The organism is Mariprofundus ferrooxydans PV-1 (assembly GCF_000153765.1).
GTDB lineage: Bacteria > Pseudomonadota > Zetaproteobacteria > Mariprofundales > Mariprofundaceae > Mariprofundus > Mariprofundus ferrooxydans.
On the sequence record NZ_DS022294.1, the window covers coordinates 924,852 to 947,836 of the forward strand.

The following is a 22,985-nucleotide window of genomic DNA, read 5'->3' on the forward strand; positions in this document are numbered from 1 at the left end:
ATATCCTGCGCTAGCGGATACGTACACGAGCCCGGCGCTTGGCGTCGGCAGGGGTCGCGACATCAATGACCACCCTGTCACCGCTTTTCAGTGCCCCGGCCAGCACTTCCGTGTCGGTATTATCCGAAGCGCCCAGCTCCAGCCTTACCGGCCTCAGCCCCTTGTCCCCGGTCAGATAGACTGTGCCGCGTATGCCCTCTGATTTTCCACCGGGTTCGGGCACATGCTCATTTTCAATCACCGTATCGGCCGCAGGCCGGAAGCGGAGCGCCGCATTGGGCACCTTGAGCACCTTTTTCAGGCGAGCGGTGATGACGCTGACGTAAGCGGTCATGCCGGGCAGCAGCACACCATCATCGTTGTTAACGTCGATGACAACGTTATAAGTGACCACATTCTGTTGCGTGGTCGGGTTCAGGCGCAATTGGCGGACCGTGCCTGTGAACTCCCGGCCCGGAAAGGCATCGACAGTGAATGTCGCCTGCTGTCCCGCCCGTATGCCGCCGATATCGGCCTCGGCAAAACTGGAATCAATCTGCATGCTGGTCAGGCTCTGGGCAATCTTGAACAGGGTTGGCGTCTGAAACGACGCTGCCACGGTTTGTCCCACATCCACCTCGCGCGACACGACCACGCCGGAAACCGGAGAGCGGATCACCGTATAACCGAGGTTGATGCGGTCACGCTTTACCTGTGCCATGGCCAGAGCAAGCTGCGCTTGAGCGGCCTTCAGAGCCTGCGTAGCCGTATCGACATCCTGAGCAGTAACATACTCCTTTTTGAACAGTGCGCGGCTACGTTTCATGTTCGCACGGGCCAGATCAAGGGAGGCCCTGGCCGAGGCAGCATTGGCTTCCGATTGTGCCAGCGCCGCTTTCGTCAGCGACTGGTCGAGCTCAAGCAGAACCTGTCCCTCCTTCACCTTGTCATTGAAATCGGCGTGAATCTTCTGCACTACGCCGGACACCTGAGTACCGACATTGACCAGCGTTACCGGATTAAGCGTGCCATTGGCAGACACGGTTTCAACAAGCCCACCATCCTGCACAGCCGTTGTTGTATAGCGCTGACTCAGTGGCAACGCTTTCGGCCAGAACATGCTATATGCGCCGGCAGCAAGGAGTATGGCTGCGATGCTGCCAATGACCAGCTTGCGCCTGAAAAAGTGCATCACACTCATAATTATTGCTCCATACGGCGAATTTTCTGCAAAGCAGTGAGATCAAGCGCACCGACTGCCTGAGCCAGGGAAAAACGCGCTGCGTGCCAGTTATAAAGTGCACTGACATGCTGTTGTCGTGCGCTGGCCATGGCGCTCTGTGCCGTCAGCAGATCAAGGATATTGCCCACGCCTTCGCGGTAACGCCCCAGACTCATGGCCTCCGATTCGGAGGCTGAGGCCAGCAGATCGTCGGATGTGCGCAGTGCCTCTCCCTGAGTCCGCAGGTTCTGATAGGCCTGCCAGACCTGTAGCGTAACCTGCTGAGCCAGCTGATCACGCGTAGCGATAGTGTTCTCCAGTTCTGCTTCTGCGGCGAGCGTCTGATAGGTTGTATTGAAGCCGGTAAAGATAGGGAAGCTGATATTCAGGGCAATACTGCCGCCGCCTGTATTGGCATAATTACCTCCGGCCACGGCGCTACGGGAGTCGGACAGCGAGGCGTCGACGCTCAACTGCGGCAGACCTGCCGCACGTACTGATTCAATATTTGCGCCGGAAGCACGAATGCGCGCCTCGGCAGCCGCCAGATCAGGCCGCTGCTGCTGTGCCTCACGAATCAATTTGCCTACATTATTCTCCAGTACAACATCGGGCCGTGCCGGGGCCGGGTCGGCAAACTCCAGCTTCGCTGTCGGCGACATCCCCATCGCATTAGCCAGTGTGCCGAAGGCCTTGTTCATCGTACCTTCTGCAGTGATGCGTGTGAGCTTTGCCTGAGCCAGTGCAGTTTTGGCCTGCAATCGATCTGCCGGGGTGGCTGCGCCGACCTTATAGCGCTCCACGGCGGCCGACAGGCTGGCGCGCGCCGACGCCTCACTGGCGCGGCTTGCCTCTACGCTGGCACGTGCCGACATCAATGAGAAATAGGCCGTCGCAGCATTAAGGAACACACTTTGCAGAGTCGCATTACCGCTGGCGTTGGCGGCATCAAGCAGTGCAAGCGCATTGTCGATGCCAGCTTCGCGTCCCCCGAAGTCATAGAGCAGGTAACTGGCAGAGAGCGAGGCGCTCTGCTGATTGCTGACCGAGTGGACGCTGCCGGTGGCCGAAGCGGCGTGTGTGGCGGCTCCCGACAATGACAGCGTGGGCAGCAACGAAGACTTGCTGGCACCAAGCTGAGCCGCAGCACTTCTCGCCGCAGCCCAGGCGGCACGTGTCTGCGGGTTATTGCACAAGCTGATCTGGATGACATCGGCCAGGTTGAGTTGTTTCCCTTCGATGTGCTTCTCACAGGTTCCGGCATCCGCCGGTGATGGTACCATGGTGTTGACAGAAAACGGATCATCCAGCCCGGCTGCTTCCGCTGACAGCGCAGTCGCAAGCATAGCCAACAGGGTAAGGGAACAGAAAAACTTCATCATCGTCGCGATACGATAACGCAAGCACTTTGCACAGGACACCACCTTTACGTTTCGTTTACATATGCCCATGCGCGCTGGGTCATGGCAACACCGATTTCCGCCTGATTACACTGCTATTTATTAGTTGTGCGACTCATCGACATCGTTGCGGGTATCCCTCTTGCGCAACATATGCCCGCGCAGGAACCAGCCCGTGCCGGTACCCACCAACATAAGGAAGAGGAACATCAGTGAACGCGACATATCTATTTTCCAGAATAAAAAGCGCAACTCAACCACATCGGTATTCTGAATGATAAATATTGTTGCCAGCACAAACAGTGTAAGGATGGTCAATAGCTTCGGACTCATGGCTGCCTCACGTTAGGTGGCGCTCTTGTACGCCCTCATTTGTCGCTTGTTTCTAGCATAGTAGCGGCAAAATAGCCACACTGACAGGGGCAAATCGATCGCATCAGGCATAAGCCCGTTAATCATTTCTGCCGGTTGCGTTTGCAGTGATTGGACGCCAAGCTTGGCAAGCGGCATGATACGGAGACTATCTAGCCCGGATTACCTGGATGAGGTGCCATGACAGCCAAGCCTTGTGTGCAGGATGTAGCGTTTCCTGAATGTGAAAGCAGCCATGTAGGCAGACTGCGTCTGCAGCTCAACTGCAACAGCGACTGTGTACATGTATTGCGCTCTATCGTCGCTGTGATGAGCGCCCGTGCCGGCATGGATGAGTTGCGCAGCAATCGGGTGGCCATTGCCGTGGATGAACTGTTCGCCAATATCGCCCGTCATGCCTATGGCGGCAAGCCGGGCCGGGTAGAGTTCGAGAGCCGTATTGTTGACAGAAGTGACGGCTCAGCACTCGTGTTTGATTTCCGCGATTACGCATCAGTCGGCTGGAATGGTTGCATGCAGGAGGTGGCCGAACGCCACATTGATCACCAGGACCCGTGCCCGGGCGGGCTGGGTCTGCAGCTGATCTGTTCGGTTGCGGATCATTGTGAACACGTAGTGCTCGATGATGGGAACCACTGGCTGCTGATTTTCAACCTCGGAGAGAAAGATGAACGTTAAACTCACATTCAAACGTGAAGACCGTGACAATCAGGCTGTGCTGCTGCGCGTAAAGGGTGATGTAACGATTCATACCTCGCCGCGCCTGCGTGAAGAGCTAAAGCCACTGTTTTCCGCCAGCATGAAAGAGGTTCACGTGGCTCTGGATGACGTGGGCTTCATGGACTCATCCGGTATCGCCACGCTGGTTGAAGGATTGCAGTGGGCACGTATGACCGGCGGCCACTTTGTCCTCTCCGGACTGAGTGAAAATGTACGCGATGTGTTCGAGCTGGCCAAACTGGATACCGTCTTCGACATAGAGGACAGCACTGCATGAGCTATCGCGATATGCGAGCCTTTATTGATGATCTGGAAACACGCGGGCTGCTCAGGCGCATTACGACTGAAATCAGCACAGAACTCGAAATCACCGAAATTTCTGATCGGGTGCTGCGAGCTGGCGGACCGGCCCTGTTGTTTGAACGGGTAAAGAACCATGACATGCCGGTGCTGACCAACCTGTTCGGCACCGCAGAACGCATTGCGCTTGGCATGGGACGTGAGTCTGCCGGAGAACTGCGGGAAATCGGCGAGCTGCTGGCCTACCTGAAAGAGCCGGAGCCGCCTAAAGGGCTGAAAGATGCCTGGGATAAATTTCCGGTGCTGAAAAAAGTCATGGACATGCAGCCTAAAACGGTGAAAAAAGCACCCTGGCAGGAGGTTGTGTTCAGCGGCGATGAGGTGGATCTGGATCGCCTGCCCATCCAGACCTGCTGGCCTGAAGATGTCGGGCCGCTGTTGACATGGGGGCTGGTAGTCACCAAGGGGCCGAATAAATCCCGCCAGAATCTCGGCATCTACCGACAGCAACAGATCGGCAAGAACAAACTGATTATGCGCTGGCTGAAACACCGTGGTGGCGCTCAGGATCATCTGGAAGCAAAAAAATCGGGCGCCGACTCGTTCCCCTGTGCTGTCGTGATCGGTGCCGACCCGGCCACGATTCTGGCTGCAGTCACACCCATTCCCGATACCCTATCCGAATACCAGTTTGCCGGGCTGCTGCGCGGCGAAAAGACGGTGTTGACCGATTGTGCCACCGTACCGCTGCAGGTACCGACATCCAGCGAAATCGTGCTCGAAGGGCATGTCTCCCTCGGTGAATATGCCGAGGAGGGGCCGTTTGGCGATCATACCGGCTATTACAATGAGACCGAGATGTTTCCGGTCTTCACTGTGGAGCGGGTAAGCATGCGCCGTGATGCCATCTACCACTCCACCCATACCGGTAAGCCGCCGGATGAACCGGCCGTGCTGGGACTGGCTTTCAATGAGGTATTTGTTCCAATCCTGAGAAAGCAGTTTCCGGAGATCGTTGATTTTTATCTGCCGATGGAGGGCTGCTCCTATCGTGTGGCCATTGTCTCTATTCGCAAGGGTTATGCGGGACACGCCAAGCGTGTGATGTTCGGCATCTGGTCCTATCTGCGTCAGTTCATGTACACCAAATTTATTATCGTCGTCGATGAGGATATTGACTGCCGGGACTGGAAAGAGGTCATCTGGGCCATCTCCACCCGATGTGACCCGGCCCGTGATTTTACCATGGCTGAGCGTACACCGATCGACTATCTGGATTTTGCCTCTCCCGTCGCAGGTCTTGGCTCAAAGGTGGGGATTGATGCCACTAACAAGTGGGCGGGTGAAACCGACCGCGAATGGGGCCGTACGATCACGATGCGTGCGGATGTAAAAGCCCGTGTCGATGAGATCTGGCATGAGCTGGATCTATGATCAGGGCCGGGTGCTGACATGAGCCTCCGTTCGTCTCTGTTTCTGGTAGCCGCACTGCTGTTTGCCGGCATGCTCTATCTGTTTCTTTCTACTCCGAATTACGGTGATGCGAATGTTGATCCGATAACCAAAGGCAAAGAGGCCTTTCAGCAGGGCGATTTCGATACGGCTGCGGAATGGTTCAAGGTGGCAGCCAAAGGGGGTAAGGCGCAGGCACAATATCGCTTTGCCATGCTCTATCGGGATGGCAAGGGTGTTAAGCAGGATGACAGCCAGGCTGTGCGCTGGCTGCAACTGGCGGCAGCGCAGGGGCACACAGAGGCACAGTACCAGCTTGGTGTCTTGCTCGAGAATGGACGTGGCGTTGAACAACGGGACCCCGCAGGCGCGCTGACATGGTTTCGCAAAGCGGCTGCCAAAGGGCATGCAGGCGCTGAACTGCATCTGGCTGTGATGTACGCTGAAGGCCGGGGTGCCCGTAAAAATGATGCCGAGGCTCTGGCCTGGGCAATCAAGGCTGCCGCTGGCGGGAATACGGAAGCACGCTCATTTAAGCAACAGTTGCTTAACCGCGTGACTGCACAGGCCTCCGCGGGCGATGCAACTGCGCAGTTTGTGCTGGCCATGTTGTATCAGCAGGGGCAGGGGCTCACTGCCGACATGCAACAGGCTGAAAGCTGGCTGCGGCAGAGTGCGGTTCAGGGCAATGTTGAAGCGCAGTTTCACCTGGCCGAGCTACTGATCAGCCGTGAAGGTGATGCCAACGCACAGGAAGCGGCAGCGTGGTATCTGAAAGCTGCAAACCAGAAACATGTGAAAGCGGCCGCCGCTATCGGGGTGTTATACGCAACAGGTCGTGGCATCAAGCAGGATAACCAGAAAGCTCTGCACTGGCTGAATATTGCAGCAACCGCCGGCGATGTGCGCGCGCAGGCCAACCTGGGAATCATGTATGCCGAGAGCGGCGAAGATGCACAGGCGATACACTGGCTGACTGAGGCGGCAAAGGCAGGCTTAACCGATGCCGAAAATAATCTTGCCGTATTCTCTGCGCTCGGGCGCGGTGGCAAGCCGGATATGCGCGCGGCGCTCGGTTGGCTGAAGAAAGCTGCGGTGACAGATCATACCGCTCAATACAACCTGGCGCTGATGTACCTGCGCGGGATCGGTACGATTCAGAATGATGAGGCTGCTGCAGAGTTGCTAAAGCAGTCGCTGCAAGACGGCAATCCACGCGCCAGCCTGTTACTCGGGCTGCTGTATGATTTAGGCCGTGGTGTCGTCACCAATAGCGAGGATGCAATCACCTGGTATCAAAAGGCAGCCGAGCAGGGCAATGCCGATGCCATGTATAATCTGGCCGTTCTCTATTACCGCAAAGAGGATGCAGCCCGCGCCTTCGAACTGTTCGAACGCGCGGCCAAAGCCGGTGACAGCGAGGCACAGAACATTATCGCATCGATGTATCAGCGTGCACAGGGCACCGCATTCAATATGCCTCAGGCTATTGCCTGGTATGAAAAGGCGGCGCAGAGCGGCTATGCACCTGCCCAGTTTAATCTGGGCAACCTCTACCGCAAAGGTGACGGCGTAGAACAAAAGGATAGCAAGGCACTCTACTGGTACAAAAAGGCGGCGGAGAGCGGTTTTGCGCCGGCACAGAATACGCTGGCCTATATGTATGCACTGGGCAGGGGCGTTGCTGTTGATAAACAACAGGCCCGCCAATGGTTTGAAAAAGCTGCGAATCAGGGATTGTCTATTGCCAGTCAGAACCTCGGCCTGTTAGCACAAAAGCAGAGTAGTTTTACACTGGCCAGCCATATCGTAGAGGTCACGCCACGCACGCAGATTCTGACTCAAGAGCCATTTAATATAGCTCACTATCTGCAACTGTATCGCACTCCCAGCCTGAAGTAGCCCGCCGGGCTCTCGGAGCTTAGTCAGGCGTAGTTAACTTGAGAGCCAGTCATCGACGCTGGGCTCTTTGGGCGAATTCTCGCCGGAAGCGTCGTCATCTATTTCAATACCCTGCTTGCGCAGGCGTTTTTCTTCAGCTTTTTTCTGTTTGGCGATTTCTTTCTGACGTTTCTCAAATTTAAAGTTCTGTCTGGCCAATGGGGGGGACCTCCGCTGCAAGTATCCGGTCAATGCAAGCTGTCGCTCTGCTTATGTCATTGAAGCGGAAGGCGCGAACTATGCCCATTTTTTTCTGAATCGTCTTGCAAAATTGTTGGCATGACCACTCAGGCAACCGCCCAGCGGGCCAGCGATGCGCGTGCATTGCCGCCGCTGATGTCCGGAATGATCTGCAATTCCAGTGCCGTGACGCCGTCGAAATCAACGCGGAACGTCTCCAACTCCTGCGTTGCATCAGGGGCGCTGAAATTATACTGCTGGCGGGCGATTTCATGATAAGTCGCGCCTCCATCCGGAGACCAGCGCAAGGTAAACTGTTGCGTCCGCTCCTGATCATCAACCTGAAACAGCAGACGAATCAGTTCAATACGCTGTGGCTGGTCAAAAAGCAGACGCAGTGTCTGCTCTCCGGCTTCGGCAGCCCGCCAGCCCGGCCCGGTTCCGGCAGCAAGCGCCGACTCTATCGGGTATGCCTCATCCTCGGAGCTCATCTCCACCTGAACCAGATTTTCCAGATCCAGCCAGCTCTCTTCATTGTCTGATTCCGCCTTCATATCCCGTGCAATCAGCTTTTTTCGCATACTTTCCCCCTGTAAACATCTTTTACATATGTCTGGACTATAGACCTATCACCCGATCATTGCATGGCATATGCATAGACGTACGCTGCTCTCATCGCTAGAGTGCGCGCCGTTTTGGGTGTCCCGATGCCGTTCGGCAGAAGGATGAAACGGGAAGTCCGGTGCGATTGATTATCAGTCAATTCCGGCGCAGCCCCCGCTACTGTAGACCTGACAACGCTGTTCAGAACCACTGGGAGACCGGGAAGGAGAACAGCCGCGGATGAAGGTAAGCCAGGAGACCGGCCCGAAGCACGGCATGACGATAGTGAGGTGTTTGATTTTTAGCCTCTGGTAAGGCGCGAGCAGCGAAAAAGCGGAGCATACTTTCTGTATGTGAGCATTTGAGCAGCACAGCAACACAACCAGAGGGGAAAAGCGGACACCCTTGCATGCCATCGGTTTGAGACCTCGGAGGGAGGCCAAGTGCCGGAGCTGATGGCGCTACCATTGCCCCCTCATCATCCGTCCTTTCCACCTTCCAGCGTTTCAACCGCCCATACTATGAAAATGCGCGGCGGGCGCGAAAGGAAGATACAGTGAAACTAAAACATATTTTATGGCTGATCGCGGCGATGCCGGCAACAGCTATCGCTCAAACACAGGATCTCGGTGAGCTGAATGTCACAGCCAGCCGGGTTACTGCACCATCAATCACATCATCCCGGCCGGTAACGGTCATCGACAGACAGGCCATCGAAGCCTCTCATGCTGCAACTGTTGTCGACCTGCTCAAGGGGCTGGCCAATATTGTTGTCCGCGACACCTCCGGAGTCGGAGCAAAATCGCAGGTGGATCTGGGCGGTTTCGGCGAGTCGGGTGCAGCCAACAATGTTGTGCTGATCGATGGGCGCCGGATCAACAACCCGGACCTCTCCGGCACCGACTGGGCACAGATTCCACTGGATCAGATTGAACGCATTGAAATAGTACATGGCGCCAACTCTGTCCTGTACGGTAACGGCGCTGTAGGAGGCGTCATCAATATCATTACAAAAATACCCGCATCCGGTGGCAATATTAGTCTGGCCGGCGGCAGCTTCGGCGAATTTTCAGGCCAGAGCCGGATCGGTGCAGATGCAGGAAAAACGCGCATGGAAGCAAATTTCTCCGGCCTGACCAGCAAGGGGTATCGCGACAATGGCTTCTTTGACCGCTTCGATGGTGGCGCGCGTGCAGAGGCTGATCTCACAGACAGCCTGAGCCTGCATCTTTCCGGCAATCATCATCGTGATCGGGCCGGTTTACCCGGTGCCCTGAGCAGCGCGCAGATGAGAGCCAACCGCAAGCAGGCTACTACACCTCAGAACTTCAGTCGCACAACCGACAATTATATTGATGGCGGTATAAACTGGCTGTCTGATTTCGGCCTGGAGGCGGACATTGCAGGCGGTTTCCGGCGCCGTGATGTGCACTCCGAATTTGTCAGCTTTGCTTCCATCAGCGATTTTGTCCAACGCAATGCATCCTTGCGACCGAAACTCACATTCACGGCCGGCTCTGACATCGTCAGCCGTATCGTGGCCGGCGCCGATATCGATCGCGGCAATGGTTCGTTTAATTTTGGCGGCGCTGTCGGCAATACCGACTTCGATCACAAACGCGACGGTTATTACGGTGAATTGACGGTCAGTGCCGCCGATAACAGCTGGGCTGTAAATGGCGGCCTTCGCAGCGAACGCATACGCGACAGCTTCACCAAGGGTAGTGTCAGCGCTATTGCCAATCAGGCAACGGCCTGGGATGTCGGCGCCTCACTGGGCCTGAGCGAACGACTGCGCCTGAGACTGAACGCTGCCAGCTCCATGCGCTTCCCACTGCTGGATGAGCGATTCAGTTTCTTCTCCGGCACGGTAGACACCACCCTAAAAACGCAGACAGGTCGCCATTACAGCACCAGTCTGCGTTATGATATGAAGTCCGCCTGGCTGGAGGTTAGCGCCAGTCGCGCCAACCTGAATCATGAGATTTATTATAACCCGGTGGGAGGCGCATTCGGATTCGGCGCCAATGAAAATTATGGAGCCAAAACACGTCATGATGTGATCATGCTTGGTGGTCATTGGCATGCGCATGATTTGTTACAATTCTCTGCAAACTACACCTATAGCAAGGCCAGTTTTCGCGGCGGTATTTCCAGCGGTAAAACTATCCCGGCCGTAGCACGTAACCGCTTCGGCGCCGAATGGAAGGCCGACTGGATGCAGGGACTCTCCAGCAGCATTAAGCTCACTTATGTGGGCGCATCATTCCTGATCAGTGATCAGGCTAACGCCCGTCCGCGCCTGCCTGCCTATCTTACTGCAGATGCAGTGATCAACTATCGCTGGCAGAATGTCGAGATGTTCGCGCGTGTGGATAACCTGACAGGAAAGAAATACAGCAATTATGGCGTGTTCTCCACATTCAGCGGCGATTCGTTCTACCCGGCACCAACAGCAAGCTTCCACGCCGGAGCGAGCTATTCTTTCTAGGTTATTCAGGTTCTGGCCATGGCTGGCTGCCAGTGCAGCCATCCATGGCCTGTTACTGACCGGCTGGCTGCAACTGCATCGGCCGACGACAGCTGCCGGTGAGACAGTGGTCATCGAACTGCTCAACATCGACTCAAAGCCCGAGCATCAACAAGCCCGGGCGATGCCGGAGCGCCGCGTTTCTCCCGTAACAGGAAGAAGTTCACAGCATGCGCCCGTTTTACAGCAACCGCCACACCCCTTGGCGGAATCGTCTGTTCTCCACAAAACAACACCGGCCTCCTCCATACAGGTTGCAACTGCAGCTCAACAGCCCGCTGCGGCTTCCGTTCGGCCTGTAAAAACAGAACCCGTAACGGCCCTGCCTGCAACAAAACCGCGGCAAATTCAGACAGCCTCCGCAACAACAGCTGTAGTCGACGAAGACAAGCTACGCCTGCTGTTGCGCAAGCATCTGGAGTCATTCAAGTTTTATCCGGCCAGTGCGCGACGTCGCAACATCGAAGGGGATGTTGATGTCGGCTTCACCCTGACCCGCGACGGCTCAGCCGATCAGGTGACGGTCCTGCACGGCTCCGGCTATGCCGTGCTGGACCATGCGGCGCTCGAGACAGTCTACCGGGCACAGCCGTTTCCTGTTGCAGATGGCCGGTACCAGTTTCGTTTACGGTTCAGGCGGCTGTGAAAGCCTTGCTAGTGCTGCTGGCCTGCTGCTTTGCCAGCAGCAGCGCATGGGCCGGGGCACGTATTCTGGCGCTTGCACCGCACGCCTGCGAAATGCTGTATGCAATCGGTGCCGGCCCGCAACTGGTCGGCGCGTCCTCCTTCTGTGATTATCCGGCTGCTGCAAAAAAACTGCCACGTGTCGGCAGCTATAACGGCATCAATGTGGAGGCGGCCCTGCGCCTTAAGCCGGATATTGCTGTGGTTATCAGTCGAAGCGTCAGCGGCGTAAAAATGCTGGAGAAGATGGGCGTACGCATCATTGTCTCCAATCCGGACAGTTTTGATGCAGTATTCAATGATATGCTGAAGCTCGGCACTTTGACCAACCATCCGGAGAGAGCGACATCCGTTGTTGCCGGGCTACGCCAGCGATTGCAAATAATTCGCTCCCGCCCCCCCTCCGGAACAGCCGTCTTTTATGAGGTATGGGATGACCCTCTGATGACGGCAGGCGGTCCCAGCTTTATCTCCGACCTGATACATGAGGCAGGCGGCAGAAATATCTTTGCCAACCTCAATATTGAAACGCCGCATGTGAATGTTGAATCGGTGGTTCGCGCCCGGCCGGCACTGATTGTCATTCCGCAGGAAAAACGGGATATTGAAGCGCGGCGCGCATTCTGGGAGCAGTGGCTGGGTAAGGGCAATGTCCGTATTATCGCCATCAATCCGGACCTGCTGAACCGACCCGGCCCGCGCCTGCTCGACGGGCTGGAGCTGCTACAGCAGGCGCTAGAGGAGAAAACGGATGTCCGTTAAGATCGAGCTGCGCGTTTTCTCCAGACGGGAGCCTGTCGCGTCCCTCCTTGCCGATGGACTTTACCCGCTATGAAAAGCCTGATGATCCAGGGCACCGCTTCAGGCGTCGGCAAATCGGTGTTAGTGGCGGGGCTCTGCCGGCTGCTGGCCAGAAACGGCGTGCGCGTGGCGCCATTCAAGCCACAAAACATGAGTAACAATGCTGCCGTCACCATTGACGGTGGCGAAATCGGTCGTGCCCAGGCACTGCAGGCATTTGCCTGTGGTATTGAACCGAGCGTGCATATGAACCCTGTACTGATCAAGCCGGAAGCTGATGAGCAGGCACAGCTGGTTGTGCGCGGCCAGGTGGTCGGACAGTTACATGCAAAACGATTCCGGGAAGATCGGATCGGCTGGATGCAGATGGTACTGGAGTCATTTGCGCTACTGCAGGCGCAATACGATGTGGTGATTATTGAGGGCGCGGGATCGCCTGCCGAGCCGAACCTGCGCGAGGGTGATATTGCCAATATGGGCTTTGCCGAAGCGGCTGACGTGCCAGTCTGGCTGGTAGGGGACATCGATTGCGGTGGCGTGTTTGCAGCCCTCACAGGTTCACTCGCTATCCTCTCCGATTCCGAACAACAGCGGGTAAAGGCACTGTTGATTAATCGTTTTCGCGGCAATATGGAGCTGCTTGATGATGCGCTGGTCTGGCTGGAGGAGAAAACAGGGCGACCGGTTGCCGGCGTGATCCCATGGCTTGCACTGGAACTGCCGGAAGAGGACGCCCCCTACCGGCATGCTCAGGATTCAGCTCCCGACAGCATACAACTCAATATTGCCGTGATTGCCTTGCCGCGCATGTCGAACCATGACGATATCGACCCGCTGGCATCGGAAGCCGGCGTGAATCTGCGCTTTGTCCGCACAACCAAAGAGCTCAATCACGCCGACCTGATCATTCTGCCCGGCTCAAAACATGTGGCCTCGGATCTTGCGTGGCTGCGTCAGAGTGGATTTGTGCCAGCGCTCGCACGCCACCTGCGCTACGGCGGCAACGTGCTGGGCATCTGCGGCGGCATGCAGATGCTGGGCACGGTGATTGAAGATGACGGTGTGGAGGGCGACAGCGCCGAAGGGCTCGGCTGGCTGCCGCTTGCAACCACGATGCGCACGCAGAAGACGCTGATAAAGGTGGATCGGCCATCGCCCTGTTTTGCCGGCGAGCGAGTCACCGGCTACGAGATTCATCACGGCGAATCAGACAGTGATAAGGCACTCTTTCCGTTTGCATGCAAATCGGCAGACGGGCTGGTTTGGGGCAGTTATCTGCATGGGCTCTTCGAGCAGGGTGGCTTTCGCAAGGCGTGGCTTAACGAGCTCGGTTTTTCAGCTAGTGATGGCAAAGATCAGCATCAACGCACCATGGATTCACTCGATCTGCTGGCCGATGCGCTGGAGCAGGCGATCGACCCGGAGCTACTGAAACCACTCCTTGCCGGGAGCTCGCTCTAGCATGCTACGGTGGTCTGCCTTGATAGCAGCTGTCGCCGTCTGCCTGTTGATCGGCCTGGCCATGGGCGATCAGTGGATCAACCCGTTTTCGGCCAGCAATTCGCTGGATCAGACGATACTGTGGGAGCTGAGACTGCCGCGCTTGCTCACGGCTTTTGCTGTTGGCGGCCTGCTGGCGCTGGCCGGCGCCTGGTTTCAGGTGTTGCTGGGTAATCCGCTGGCTGAGCCCTATGTTTTGGGTGTGGCCGGTTCCGCCTCTGCAGGTGCGGTCACCGGCCTGATGCTGATGCCGGAATCGAGCTGGATCATGTCGGCAGGCGCCTTTACCGGAGCCTGGGTCGGGATTGTTGCGGTGATGTTCTTCTCACGTCTGGGGCCGAACCGCATGCTGCTCGCCGGCGTGGTACTGGCGGCCTTCTGGTCTGCCGTGCTCGCCCTGTTGCTGGCCCTGTTGCCTGAACAGGGGTTGTTCCGCGCCTTCTCATGGATGATGGGGGACCTCTCCCGCTCCGACCTGCCGATTCCACTGCTGCTGCTGGCATGGGTTATAGCCTTGGCCTGCGGCCTGCTTCTCTCCGGTGCGCTCGACAAGCTGCTGCTCGGAGAGCGTCATGCCGAGGCACTGGGTGTGGATGTTAAACAACTGCGGTCGCGATTGCTGTTGCTGGCATCGGCAGTGACGGCACTGGCCGTGACGGCGGCAGGCACCATCGGCTTTATCGGGCTGGTGATTCCCCACCTGATGCGCCTGATCTTCGGTTCTCTGCACAGAGCCGTGCTGCCCGCCTCTGCCATCGGAGGCGGCCTGCTGCTGGTACTGGCCGATTCCGCCGCCCGCACGATTATCGCTCCGGCAGAGCTGCCGGTGGGCATCCTCACTGCCATGATCGGCGTGCCGGTATTCCTCTTTCTGCTGTTGAGGCGCACAGCATGAGCGGCATCATGAATCTCTCCAACCTTACCGTGGTACGGGGCGGCCAGACGCTGCTCTCCGGACTCTCCTGTGCATGCAATGCCGGTGAAGTAGTTGTTGTGCTTGGTCCCAACGGCGCAGGTAAATCGAGCCTGTTGCTGGCCATGGCCGGCCTTATTCCTGTAGCCGGAACCATTACCCTCTCAGGGCAGCTTTTGTCGGCGTACGATCGGCGCGAGATCTGCAGACAGATTGCCTGGCAGGGTGATCTGCCGCCTACCGAGTTCGGCCTTACGGTCAGGCAACGCCTTCTCCTTGCCGCAGGCGAAGCGGATCAGGGCATCGAGGCCACGGCAGCCACCATGGATATCGCACTACTGTTGCAACGACCGCTTGGTGAGCTCTCCAGCGGCGAGCGGCAGCGGGTGGAGCTGGCAGCATTGATGCTGCGCGATACACCCGTCTGGCTACTTGATGAACCTACCGCCCACCTTGATCTCAAACACCAGATTCGCTGCATTCAGATGCTTAAAGCACAAAGTGCAAATGGTCGCGCCATTATCACGGTACTGCATGATCTGCAGCAGGCGATGGCGATTGCCGACCACCTGATTCTTATTGATGGTAAAGGCGCGGCTGAGTATGGCAAAGCAGCAGAGCTCTTTGATGGCAACAGGCTCTCGCAGCTCTTTGATGCACCGGTGATTGCCCGTGGGTCGGTACTGATTCCTGATTATGGAGAAGAACGATGAAGTCACGTGATAAACGGCAAGGCATTGTGCTGGTGCATACCGGTGAGGGCAAAGGCAAATCATCCAGCGCTTTCGGCGTAGCCTTTCGTGCCGCAGGCTGGGGCATGAAGGTATGCGTGATCCAGTTTATCAAGGGCAAATGGAAAACCGGCGAAGAGCGGGCTGCGAAAAAGTTCGATAATATCGAGTGGCATGCGCTCGGCGACGGTTTTACATGGGATACCAAAAACCCGGAGCAGGATATTAAAACCAGCCGCGGGATATGGGAGCTGTGCAAGGAAAAGGTCCGCTCACATGAGTTTGACCTGCTGGTTTTCGATGAGATCAACTATTGCAGCGGTTATGGCTGGATCACCGGCGAAGAGATTGCCGCCTTCATCCGCGAAGAGAAGCCAAAATGGATGCATATGGTTCTGACCGGCCGGGGTGCCGCCCCCGAGGTGATCGAAGTAGCCGATACCGTCACCGAAATGAAGATGGTAAAGCATGCCTATGAATCCGGCATCTCCGCCACGCAGGGCATTGAGTTCTGAAGCATCAGTCTGAGTACTATTCGCATGGACGCCTGATCGCCTTTCAACGAAACTTTGCTGCATTCAAACCATCTCCGCACTACTATTCATAAACTGATCAGCATTTCAGACAATTCGAACAGAAAACGAACGTGCAGGATATATGCGTCGTTCACAGACGATATAGAAAAACACGGAGGTTTTTTGATGGGTATTGTTACATGGAGCAGGCTGGTCAGATATATTGTCCCTGCCGCCGAGGTAGTCGGGCCGTGCTGAACCATATTCGTCTTACGCGCGCCTTGCTTAGAAACCCCAAAGCAGTCGGGGCTCTGGTTCCAAGTTCACGTTACCTTGCATCACAAATGGTGGGGTTGTTACCACTGGAAACCGAAGTGGTGGTGGAATTCGGCGCCGGCACGGGGCCAATGACAAAAGCACTGCTTGATACCGGCTTTTCTCCTGACAACCTGTATGTATTCGAACTATCCGAGCAGTTGTGTCTGCATTTAAAGAACCGCTTCCCGGCGGTACATGTTATTAACGCTTCTGCCGCTGACATCATGGATCTTGATCGCAAGGTTTGCGCCATCATCTCTTCGCTGCCGTTGAAAAGCATACCGGATGCAACTGTAAGTGAGATATTGGCAGCAGCGCAAAAAAAACTTCGCCCCGGCGGTTACTTTGTGCAGTTCACATACGACCTGATAAGGTACCATGAGGTATTTGATGTCGGCTTCAGGCATGTCAGTAAACACGTGGTTTGGGCCAATCTGCCTCCGGCTCGTATTGATATATTTCAAAAAATTTAGAGGCTTTTTCAGCTCTCCCTGTTCTCCAGCGCATCCGTTTTCCCGAACTATTTTGACCGGACAAGGTTCAATCGTGCAGTATGACCCTACACGGCAGCCGGCCCCGCTTACGGAAGAAGAACCCGCACCTGCCATGGCATGTATGGTATAAAAGGATGGATATGAGGCGCATATGAGCGTTGATCAAACCAAACCTGACCTGGAAACGCAGTCAATACGGCTGGCGATTGACGGCATGCGCTGCGCCGGTTGTGTCAGCAAGGTAGAAGCCGCGCTGGGAGGCCTGCCCGGCGTACGTCAGGCCAGCGTCAATCTGGTGGATCGAACTGCGTCGGTACAGGCAGATCAGAGCCTCTCAACAGATGCGCTGATTGCAGCAGTACAGTCGGTCGGATTTGATGCCAGCACGCTCCGGGGCATGGAGAATATAGCTGAGCAACAGGCGGCAGAAACCGCTCACATGAAAAGCCTGTTCAGTCGCTTTTTAGTCGCCGCTCTGGTCGGGCTACCCCTGTTTCTCAATATGTTTTTTCATTACTTGCCCGGCATCACAGGGCATATGCCCGTATGGCTGAGTATTGGCCTGATCACACTAGCGGTGATGGCTTATGCCGGTCGCCATTTCTATATCGGAGCATGGCGAGCCTTCCTCCATCATTCGGCCAGCATGGATACGCTGATTGCCATCGGCACAGGTACCGCGTGGCTCTATTCGATGGCATTGATTTTCTGGCCGCAGATAGTGCCTGATGCAGTGGCCAGTATGGGGCGGCATGCGTATTTCGATGCCTCATTGATTATCATCGCCCTGATCAATCTGGGGCAGACGCTGGAGGTGCGCGCACGCGGCAAAACCAGCCAGGCTATTCGCCGGCTGATCGGGTTGCAGGCCAGTCACGCACGCGTAGTGCGTGATGAACGGGAAGTGGATATCCCCATAGCCGAAGTCATACCCGGCGATGTGATCCGGGTGCGCCCCGGTGAAAAAATACCGGTGGACGGAGCAGTGCTGGAAGGGGATTCCAGCGTCGATGAATCAATGCTGACCGGTGAGCCGATGCCGGTACGCAAGCAGTCCGGTGATGCGGTCGTAGGCGGTACCATCAATACTTCCGGCAGCTTTCTCTACACAGCCAGTCATGTCGGCAGCGACACGGTACTGGCACACATTATCGAGATGGTAAACAATGCTCAGGCATCCAAACCGAAGATCGGTCGTATTGTCGATAAGGTTGCAGGCGTGTTTGTGCCGACGGTACTGATTATTGCAGTAGTGACTGCACTGGCCTGGCTCAATTTCGGGCCGGAGCCGCGCATCAGTTTTGCGCTGATTGCAGCGATGAGCGTACTAATCATCGCCTGCCCCTGCGCGCTGGGACTGGCCACGCCGATTTCGCTGATTGTCGGTGTCGGCAAGGCAGCCGAGTTCGGCATCCTGATTCGAAAGGGCGAAGCACTCGAGCGTGCCTCGAAGCTTACCACTATCGTGCTGGACAAAACCGGTACCGTAACCGCAGGAAAACCGGCTGTAACCGATATCATCGGCGACGATCAGCAGGCGATTATCCGCCTGGCTGCAGCTCTCGAGCAGGGCAGCGAACACCCGCTGGCTGCCGCCATTGTCGCTAAATCCGGCGACATCAGCTTGCCGCCGTGTGATCAGTTTGAGGCGATTTCCGGTCATGGTGTCAGCGGGCGGGTGGATGGGCATGCCATCCTGCTGGGTAATACGGCCCTGATGGCGAAGTACAATGTCACTGTTGATGCAGCAAACAGCGCGCAGATAACTGCACTCTCAGCAGAGGCTAAAACGCCCGTACTGCTCGCCCGGGACGGTATACTGATTGGCATGATTGCCATCGCCGATCCCATCAAATCGGACTCGAAAGCCGCCATTGCACAGATGCAGGAGCTGGGGCTGGAGGTGGTGATGCTCACCGGGGATAATCGCCAGACAGCCGAAGCCGTTGCAGCCCAGGTCGGTATCACACATATTTTCGCTGACGTCATGCCTGCGGACAAGGATGGCAAAGTGGCTGAGTTGCAAGCTGCCGGCGCGATCGTTGCCATGGTAGGCGATGGCATTAATGATGCGCCGGCGCTCTCGCGGGCCGATGTGGGGTTTGCAATCGGGGCCGGTACCGATGTCGCGATCGAATCTGCGGATATCACACTGATCCGCTCTTCGCTCGATGGCGTGGTGATTGCCATCGCTATTTCAAAGGCCACGCTGCGCAATATCAAACAGAATCTGTTTGGTGCATTCATCTATAACAGTCTGGGCATCACGGTTGCCGCAGGCCTTCTCTATCCGCTGATGGGGCTGATGCTCAATCCGATGCTGGCTGGTTTGGCGATGGCCATGTCATCGGTCACGGTCGTAAGCAATGCAAACCGGCTGCGCCTGTTCCGACCGGAGGGCAGGCCATGATAGTGATCAACCTGACCGGATTATTGCTGATCGCTTTCATTATCTGGTGGTTCTGGCTCTATCGCCCGTCTGCCGGCGTAGCCGCAACGCCGGGCCAGATTATCGAAATTCGCGTCAAAGATGGTGTCTACGAACCATCGCTGATCGAGGCCTCTCTCGGCAAGGGCATTTCACTACGCTTTATACGTGAGGATGCAGCCGCCTGCGCCGAACAGGTGCTCTTCCCGGATCTGGGCATCCGGAAAGAGTTGCCGCTGGGCAAGCCTGTCATCATCAGGCTGGTACCGGATCAGGTCGGGGATTTCACATTTCAGTGCCAGATGGGCATGTATCGCGGCACTTTGCGCGTTCTAAACCAATAAGCCGGACGTTCTTTCGCACTCATGTGATCTGTTGCACTGTTTGAATCTCCAGACTCTCTCAGCTTTTCCGCCATGAACAGCTCTTTTGATCATCACAAAAGTCGCTGCGTTCAAACAAACCATAGAAGGATAAAATCATTCATGCGAAATTATATGAGCTGGGTACATCTTGTAGCGCTGACATGCGTACTCTCTTTGCCTTCCACATTACTCGCCGCAGAACTGCCATGGGCTGACCTGCTGAAAGTCTTGCAGGATGAGCAATCCGAGAGCGTGCGCAATATGTCGAAACAGGATCGCGTTATTCTGCAGGCGCAGATATTACTTAACATGCATCAACATGGCCGGGCAATGAAGCTGCTGGCCAACCAATCAGGCAGCCCGCTGGTGACCATGCTCAAGGTTGAGGCGGACCACCAGAGGCGTATTGCTGCAGTGCGCCGTGCCGGCGGCAGTTTGCGGGAGGTGCATATGGATTTCCCTGCCGGGTACAAGGCTGCTATGGACGAAGTGGATGCCCGCCTGAATACATTTATAAACTCACCGCAAGTTCAACCCGTGGCTACGAAAAATCTATTCACAGCCTTTGCTTCGCCAGATGATCCATCTGAAATTACCGAACCGGCTATCCAGGCCCCATCGCTTCAGGGTGGTGAAGATGCGCAGCTCTCTCCTGCTGTACGCAGCGCTGTGCAAACTGCACTTGAGACATGGTATACCGCCTGGAGTAACCGCGATCTGGATACCTATTTTTCGGCTTATGCGGATGATTTTGATGTGAGTGACCGCTTTCAGAGCATCAGTGCGTGGAAAAAATACAAGACGTGGGCCATCACAAAACATGCTTTTATCGCCGTCAGGGTCAAGAACATCACGATGAACGCCATATCATCAGACACTTTGCGGGTGCAATTTCTGCAATATTATCGCTCCGATACGTTGAATACGGATGCTCTAAAAACACTTGTATTCAGACAGACCCCGAACGGATGGAAAATTATTCATGAATCCATTTCAGGCTAACGCAGCTGCTATTAGGCAGCAGGCTTCACGCATAGCTCCTCGTACGTGATACGATCATGTGGCAATAAAACACAGCAGCCAGCATTAGTTGATGAAAAAACCTAAACTTATCTGCTAATCCGGCGATAGATTGAACAGGGTGTTTGCTTTGTGAGATCGAATCCTCCAAAGCGGACCGGGAAAATGGAGGAGATGCTGATGGCAATGCTAAAAACCCTTAAAAACTGGTGGACTGAAGAAACCCATAAGCAAAACAATGCGCCTGAACTATCATTCGCAATCACCAAACTGATGGTAGGAATGATGGGCATGGATGGTCGCATTGATGCATCTGAACGCGTTGAAATCAATTTTCTGCTGCGCGAGCACTACGGATTAACGGCAATAGAGAGCGACGAACTGATTGAGCAGTGTATCAGTAACGATGCTGCAGAGCTGCGCTTCGATAAAGTCGTGAAACAGATCAATGCCAATTATGACATTCCGCAAAGAACCGAAATTCTCAGACAGATCTGGCAGGTGGCACTGGCGGACGGAGAGATCGACTTTCTCGAAGATCAGTATATCAACCGCCTCTCCGGCCTGATCGGTGTGCCGGTTGAATCACTGGTCACTGCAAAACACGTGGTTCAGGCCGAATAAGCCACACTCTGACAGCATGTAAATCAACTGTCGGCACTTTGCGATGCGTCTGTAAGGTGGCACCATAAGCGGCATGCAACTGATTGACAGTCACTGTCACCTGGACGATGTCCGCTTTGATCAGGATCGTGATATTATACTGGCGCGCGCAGCCGACCATGGCATCGACAGCTATATCGTGCCGGCTGTATCACGCAGCAGCTGGCCGAAACTGCAGACCCTGGCCGCCACACACCACAACACAATCCACCCCGCTTACGGCCTGCATCCGTGGCTTTGCCTGCAGCATAGCCATGGTGATCTGGATCAGCTGCCTCTGTTTCTCGAGCAGGCTGTCGCAGTAGGGGAGTGTGGTCTGGATGGCGGCCGGGCCAACAGCGGTGAACAACTGTACTGGTTCCGTGCCCAGCTTGATCTGGCGCTGGCAATGCACCTGCCGGTTATTATCCATGCTTATAAAGCCGTTGATGAGGTCTGCCGTGAACTACGCCGAAGACCGGCATTAACCGGTGTCATCCACGGTTTTTCCGGTAGCCCCCAACAGGCAGAAACCGTGATCACCCAGGGCTTTTATCTCGGTATCGGTAGCAGCATCACCTATCCGCAAAATAAACGCCTGCAAGGCATCGTGACCGAAATGCCGCTGGAGCGGCTACTGATCGAGAGCGATGCGCCTGATCAACCGCCATATACCCGCAGGGGGCAACGCAACGAGCCGGCTTTTCTGCTCGAAATTGTGCAGCAACTCGCTACGCTTCGCGCCGCAGATACAGCAAGCATCGCAGATCAATGCAATCGCAATGTCAGGGAGTTATTCAGACTGTGAGTCATGCCCAGGAACGTACCCAGATTCTGACCGGAGTGAGCGGCCTTAAACACCTGACTGACTGCCATGTGCTGGTAGTCGGGCTCGGCGGTGTCGGCGGAGCCGCTGCTGAAGCAGTCGCCCGGGCAGGAATCGGACAAATGACCATCGTGGATCACGACAAGGTCGGTATCTCAAACATCAACCGCCAACTGGTCAGCACCCATAGCGTCATCGGCCGTAATAAAGCTGAGGTGATGGGGGAGCGGCTGATGGATATCAATCCGGAACTGAAACTCAACAGCCATGTCGGCTTTCTCGATCCGCATAATATGGAATCATTTCTGTTGGCGGGGAATTTCGACTATGTGATCGACTGCATTGATTCGGTGGCCTGCAAGGCGGTGCTGGTGGCTACATGCCAACGCCACGGTATTCCGGTTGCATCCAGCCTCGGAGCCGGCGGCAGGCTCGATGTAACACAGGCTGAAATCACTACACTGGATAAAACCTATAACTGCGGACTGGCAGTCAACCTGCGCCGCAAACTGCGCCGGGCCGGTGCATCGCTGGATTACCCGGTAGTCTTTTCGGGTGAATTTCCGATCAAGCCACTGCCGCAGGCACCGGTCAGCAATAATCCCGAGCATCTGCCGCGCGCCGTCAACGGCACTATTTCCTATATGCCCAACCTGTTCGGCTTCATGCTGGCGGGCTTTGTGATCAAACAATTGCTGGATTCAACAGCGGGGAGTCAATCATGAGTTTCTGGAAGCGTAAAAGAGCGACGGCCAGTGCCCGCCATATTCTGGTGCCCGATCGAGCACAATGCGAAGCCCTGAAAGCCGAAATTGAGGCTGGTGCCGACTTTGCCGAACTGGCCAGAAAGCACTCAACCTGTCCCTCAGCCAGCAAGGGTGGCGACCTCGGCGAATTCCGCGAGCGTCAGATGGTTAAGGAGTTCAATGACGTGGTCTTTTCGGCCGAGTTGCACACCGTGCACGGACCGGTCAAAACACAGTTCGGTTACCACCTGATTGAAATTACCGCCCGCAACAAGTAAAAGATAGGAACCCGGATGGGGGAAG

24 protein-coding genes and 1 riboswitch are annotated in these 22,985 nt (G+C 55.8%); of the genes, 19 read left to right on the top strand and 5 right to left on the bottom strand.

The genetic code is table 11. From position 1 onward, the window contains the following. Positions 1–10: 10 nt before the first annotated feature. The 3 genes from SPV1_RS04315 to SPV1_RS04325 all read right to left on the bottom strand — a co-directional run bounded on the left by SPV1_RS04315 (position 11) and on the right by SPV1_RS04325 (position 2,934). Entirely contained in the window at positions 11–1,180 is a 1,170-nt protein-coding gene (locus tag SPV1_RS04315; protein WP_009849896.1) for an efflux RND transporter periplasmic adaptor subunit, read from the bottom strand. A 2-nt stretch (positions 1,181–1,182) separates the two neighbouring features. Then, entirely contained in the window at positions 1,183–2,547 is a 1,365-nt protein-coding gene (locus SPV1_RS04320; RefSeq protein ID WP_231288278.1) for a TolC family protein, read from the bottom strand. A 156-nt stretch (positions 2,548–2,703) separates the two neighbouring features. Further along, on the bottom strand, positions 2,704–2,934 hold the full coding sequence (locus SPV1_RS04325) for a lipopolysaccharide assembly protein LapA domain-containing protein (RefSeq protein ID WP_009849898.1): 231 nt from the start codon (positions 2,932–2,934) through the stop codon (positions 2,704–2,706). Between the two features lie 219 nt (positions 2,935–3,153). Between SPV1_RS04325 and SPV1_RS04330 the strand changes: the two genes are divergently transcribed. Genes SPV1_RS04330 through SPV1_RS04345 form a run of 4 tightly spaced genes read left to right on the top strand, consistent with a single transcriptional unit; the run spans position 3,154 to position 7,347 of the window. Further along, entirely contained in the window at positions 3,154–3,651 is a 498-nt protein-coding gene (locus tag SPV1_RS04330; RefSeq protein ID WP_009849900.1) for an ATP-binding protein, read from the top strand. Continuing rightward, on the top strand, positions 3,641–3,970 hold the full coding sequence (locus SPV1_RS04335; protein WP_009849901.1) for an STAS domain-containing protein: 330 nt from the start codon (positions 3,641–3,643) through the stop codon (positions 3,968–3,970). The genes SPV1_RS04330 and SPV1_RS04335 overlap by 11 nt, the downstream gene beginning before the upstream one ends. Continuing rightward, a complete protein-coding gene (gene ubiD / locus SPV1_RS04340) occupies positions 3,967–5,427 on the top strand; it encodes a 4-hydroxy-3-polyprenylbenzoate decarboxylase (protein WP_009849902.1) in 1,461 nt (486 codons plus the stop codon). Before SPV1_RS04335 ends, ubiD begins: the two co-directional genes overlap by 4 nt. An 18-nt stretch (positions 5,428–5,445) precedes the next feature. Continuing rightward, a complete protein-coding gene (locus SPV1_RS04345) occupies positions 5,446–7,347 on the top strand; it encodes a tetratricopeptide repeat protein (RefSeq protein ID WP_009849903.1) in 1,902 nt (633 codons plus the stop codon). Between the two features lie 33 nt (positions 7,348–7,380). Here SPV1_RS04345 and SPV1_RS14480 read toward each other — a convergent pair whose 3' ends face one another. Together SPV1_RS14480 and SPV1_RS04350 are read right to left on the bottom strand one after the other, a co-directional pair. Next, on the bottom strand, positions 7,381–7,545 hold the full coding sequence (locus SPV1_RS14480) for a hypothetical protein (RefSeq protein ID WP_009849904.1): 165 nt from the start codon (positions 7,543–7,545) through the stop codon (positions 7,381–7,383). A gap of 128 nt (positions 7,546–7,673) precedes the next feature. Continuing rightward, positions 7,674–8,147, bottom strand: a complete 474-nt coding sequence (locus SPV1_RS04350) for a hypothetical protein (RefSeq protein WP_009849905.1) — start codon at positions 8,145–8,147, stop codon at positions 7,674–7,676. Between the two features lie 99 nt (positions 8,148–8,246). Next, a riboswitch (cobalamin riboswitch) is annotated at positions 8,247–8,451 on the top strand. Between the two features lie 274 nt (positions 8,452–8,725). Here SPV1_RS04350 and SPV1_RS04355 point away from each other — a divergent pair. The 15 genes from SPV1_RS04355 to SPV1_RS04425 all read left to right on the top strand — a co-directional run bounded on the left by SPV1_RS04355 (position 8,726) and on the right by SPV1_RS04425 (position 22,960). Beyond that, positions 8,726–10,660, top strand: a complete 1,935-nt coding sequence (locus SPV1_RS04355) for a TonB-dependent receptor (RefSeq protein ID WP_009849906.1) — start codon at positions 8,726–8,728, stop codon at positions 10,658–10,660. Next, positions 10,575–11,345, top strand: coding sequence for an energy transducer TonB (locus tag SPV1_RS14120; RefSeq protein WP_081441964.1), 771 nt, complete (start codon positions 10,575–10,577; stop codon positions 11,343–11,345). The genes SPV1_RS04355 and SPV1_RS14120 overlap by 86 nt, the downstream gene beginning before the upstream one ends. Further along, positions 11,342–12,145, top strand: coding sequence for a cobalamin-binding protein (locus tag SPV1_RS04365; protein ID WP_009849908.1), 804 nt, complete (start codon positions 11,342–11,344; stop codon positions 12,143–12,145). Before SPV1_RS14120 ends, SPV1_RS04365 begins: the two co-directional genes overlap by 4 nt. Before the next feature lie 69 nt (positions 12,146–12,214). Beyond that, positions 12,215–13,645 carry a cobyric acid synthase gene (locus SPV1_RS04370; RefSeq protein WP_009849909.1) on the top strand — a complete coding sequence of 477 codons (1,431 nt, stop codon included), beginning with the start codon at positions 12,215–12,217 and terminating at the stop codon, positions 13,643–13,645. 19 nt (positions 13,646–13,664) lie between these two features. Next, positions 13,665–14,579: a ferrichrome ABC transporter permease gene (locus SPV1_RS04375; RefSeq protein WP_009849910.1), complete on the top strand. Its 915-nt coding sequence runs from the start codon at positions 13,665–13,667 to the stop codon at positions 14,577–14,579. Beyond that, positions 14,576–15,310, top strand: a complete 735-nt coding sequence (locus SPV1_RS04380) for an ABC transporter ATP-binding protein (RefSeq protein WP_009849911.1) — start codon at positions 14,576–14,578, stop codon at positions 15,308–15,310. Before SPV1_RS04375 ends, SPV1_RS04380 begins: the two co-directional genes overlap by 4 nt. After that, positions 15,307–15,843 carry a cob(I)yrinic acid a,c-diamide adenosyltransferase gene (gene cobO / locus SPV1_RS04385; RefSeq protein WP_009849912.1) on the top strand — a complete coding sequence of 179 codons (537 nt, stop codon included), beginning with the start codon at positions 15,307–15,309 and terminating at the stop codon, positions 15,841–15,843. Before SPV1_RS04380 ends, cobO begins: the two co-directional genes overlap by 4 nt. Before the next feature lie 251 nt (positions 15,844–16,094). Next, on the top strand, positions 16,095–16,634 hold the full coding sequence (locus tag SPV1_RS04390) for a class I SAM-dependent methyltransferase (protein WP_231288279.1): 540 nt from the start codon (positions 16,095–16,097) through the stop codon (positions 16,632–16,634). Between the two features lie 172 nt (positions 16,635–16,806). Continuing rightward, positions 16,807–19,065: a heavy metal translocating P-type ATPase gene (locus SPV1_RS04395; protein ID WP_009849914.1), complete on the top strand. Its 2,259-nt coding sequence runs from the start codon at positions 16,807–16,809 to the stop codon at positions 19,063–19,065. After that, positions 19,062–19,427: a cupredoxin domain-containing protein gene (locus tag SPV1_RS04400; RefSeq protein WP_009849915.1), complete on the top strand. Its 366-nt coding sequence runs from the start codon at positions 19,062–19,064 to the stop codon at positions 19,425–19,427. The genes SPV1_RS04395 and SPV1_RS04400 overlap by 4 nt, the downstream gene beginning before the upstream one ends. 141 nt (positions 19,428–19,568) lie before the next feature. Then, positions 19,569–20,450 (top strand): YybH family protein, encoded by an 882-nt coding sequence (locus tag SPV1_RS04405; protein WP_040881469.1) that lies wholly within the window; start codon positions 19,569–19,571, stop codon positions 20,448–20,450. 198 nt (positions 20,451–20,648) lie between these two features. Next, complete coding sequence (locus tag SPV1_RS04410) at positions 20,649–21,092, top strand: tellurite resistance TerB family protein (protein WP_231288280.1); 444 nt, start codon at positions 20,649–20,651, stop codon at positions 21,090–21,092. A gap of 73 nt (positions 21,093–21,165) precedes the next feature. After that, entirely contained in the window at positions 21,166–21,918 is a 753-nt protein-coding gene (locus SPV1_RS04415; RefSeq protein WP_009849918.1) for a TatD family hydrolase, read from the top strand. Next, positions 21,915–22,661 carry a tRNA threonylcarbamoyladenosine dehydratase gene (locus SPV1_RS04420; protein WP_009849919.1) on the top strand — a complete coding sequence of 249 codons (747 nt, stop codon included), beginning with the start codon at positions 21,915–21,917 and terminating at the stop codon, positions 22,659–22,661. The genes SPV1_RS04415 and SPV1_RS04420 overlap by 4 nt, the downstream gene beginning before the upstream one ends. Beyond that, on the top strand, positions 22,658–22,960 hold the full coding sequence (locus SPV1_RS04425) for a peptidylprolyl isomerase (protein ID WP_009849920.1): 303 nt from the start codon (positions 22,658–22,660) through the stop codon (positions 22,958–22,960). Before SPV1_RS04420 ends, SPV1_RS04425 begins: the two co-directional genes overlap by 4 nt. The last annotated feature ends 25 nt before the right edge of the window (positions 22,961–22,985 follow it).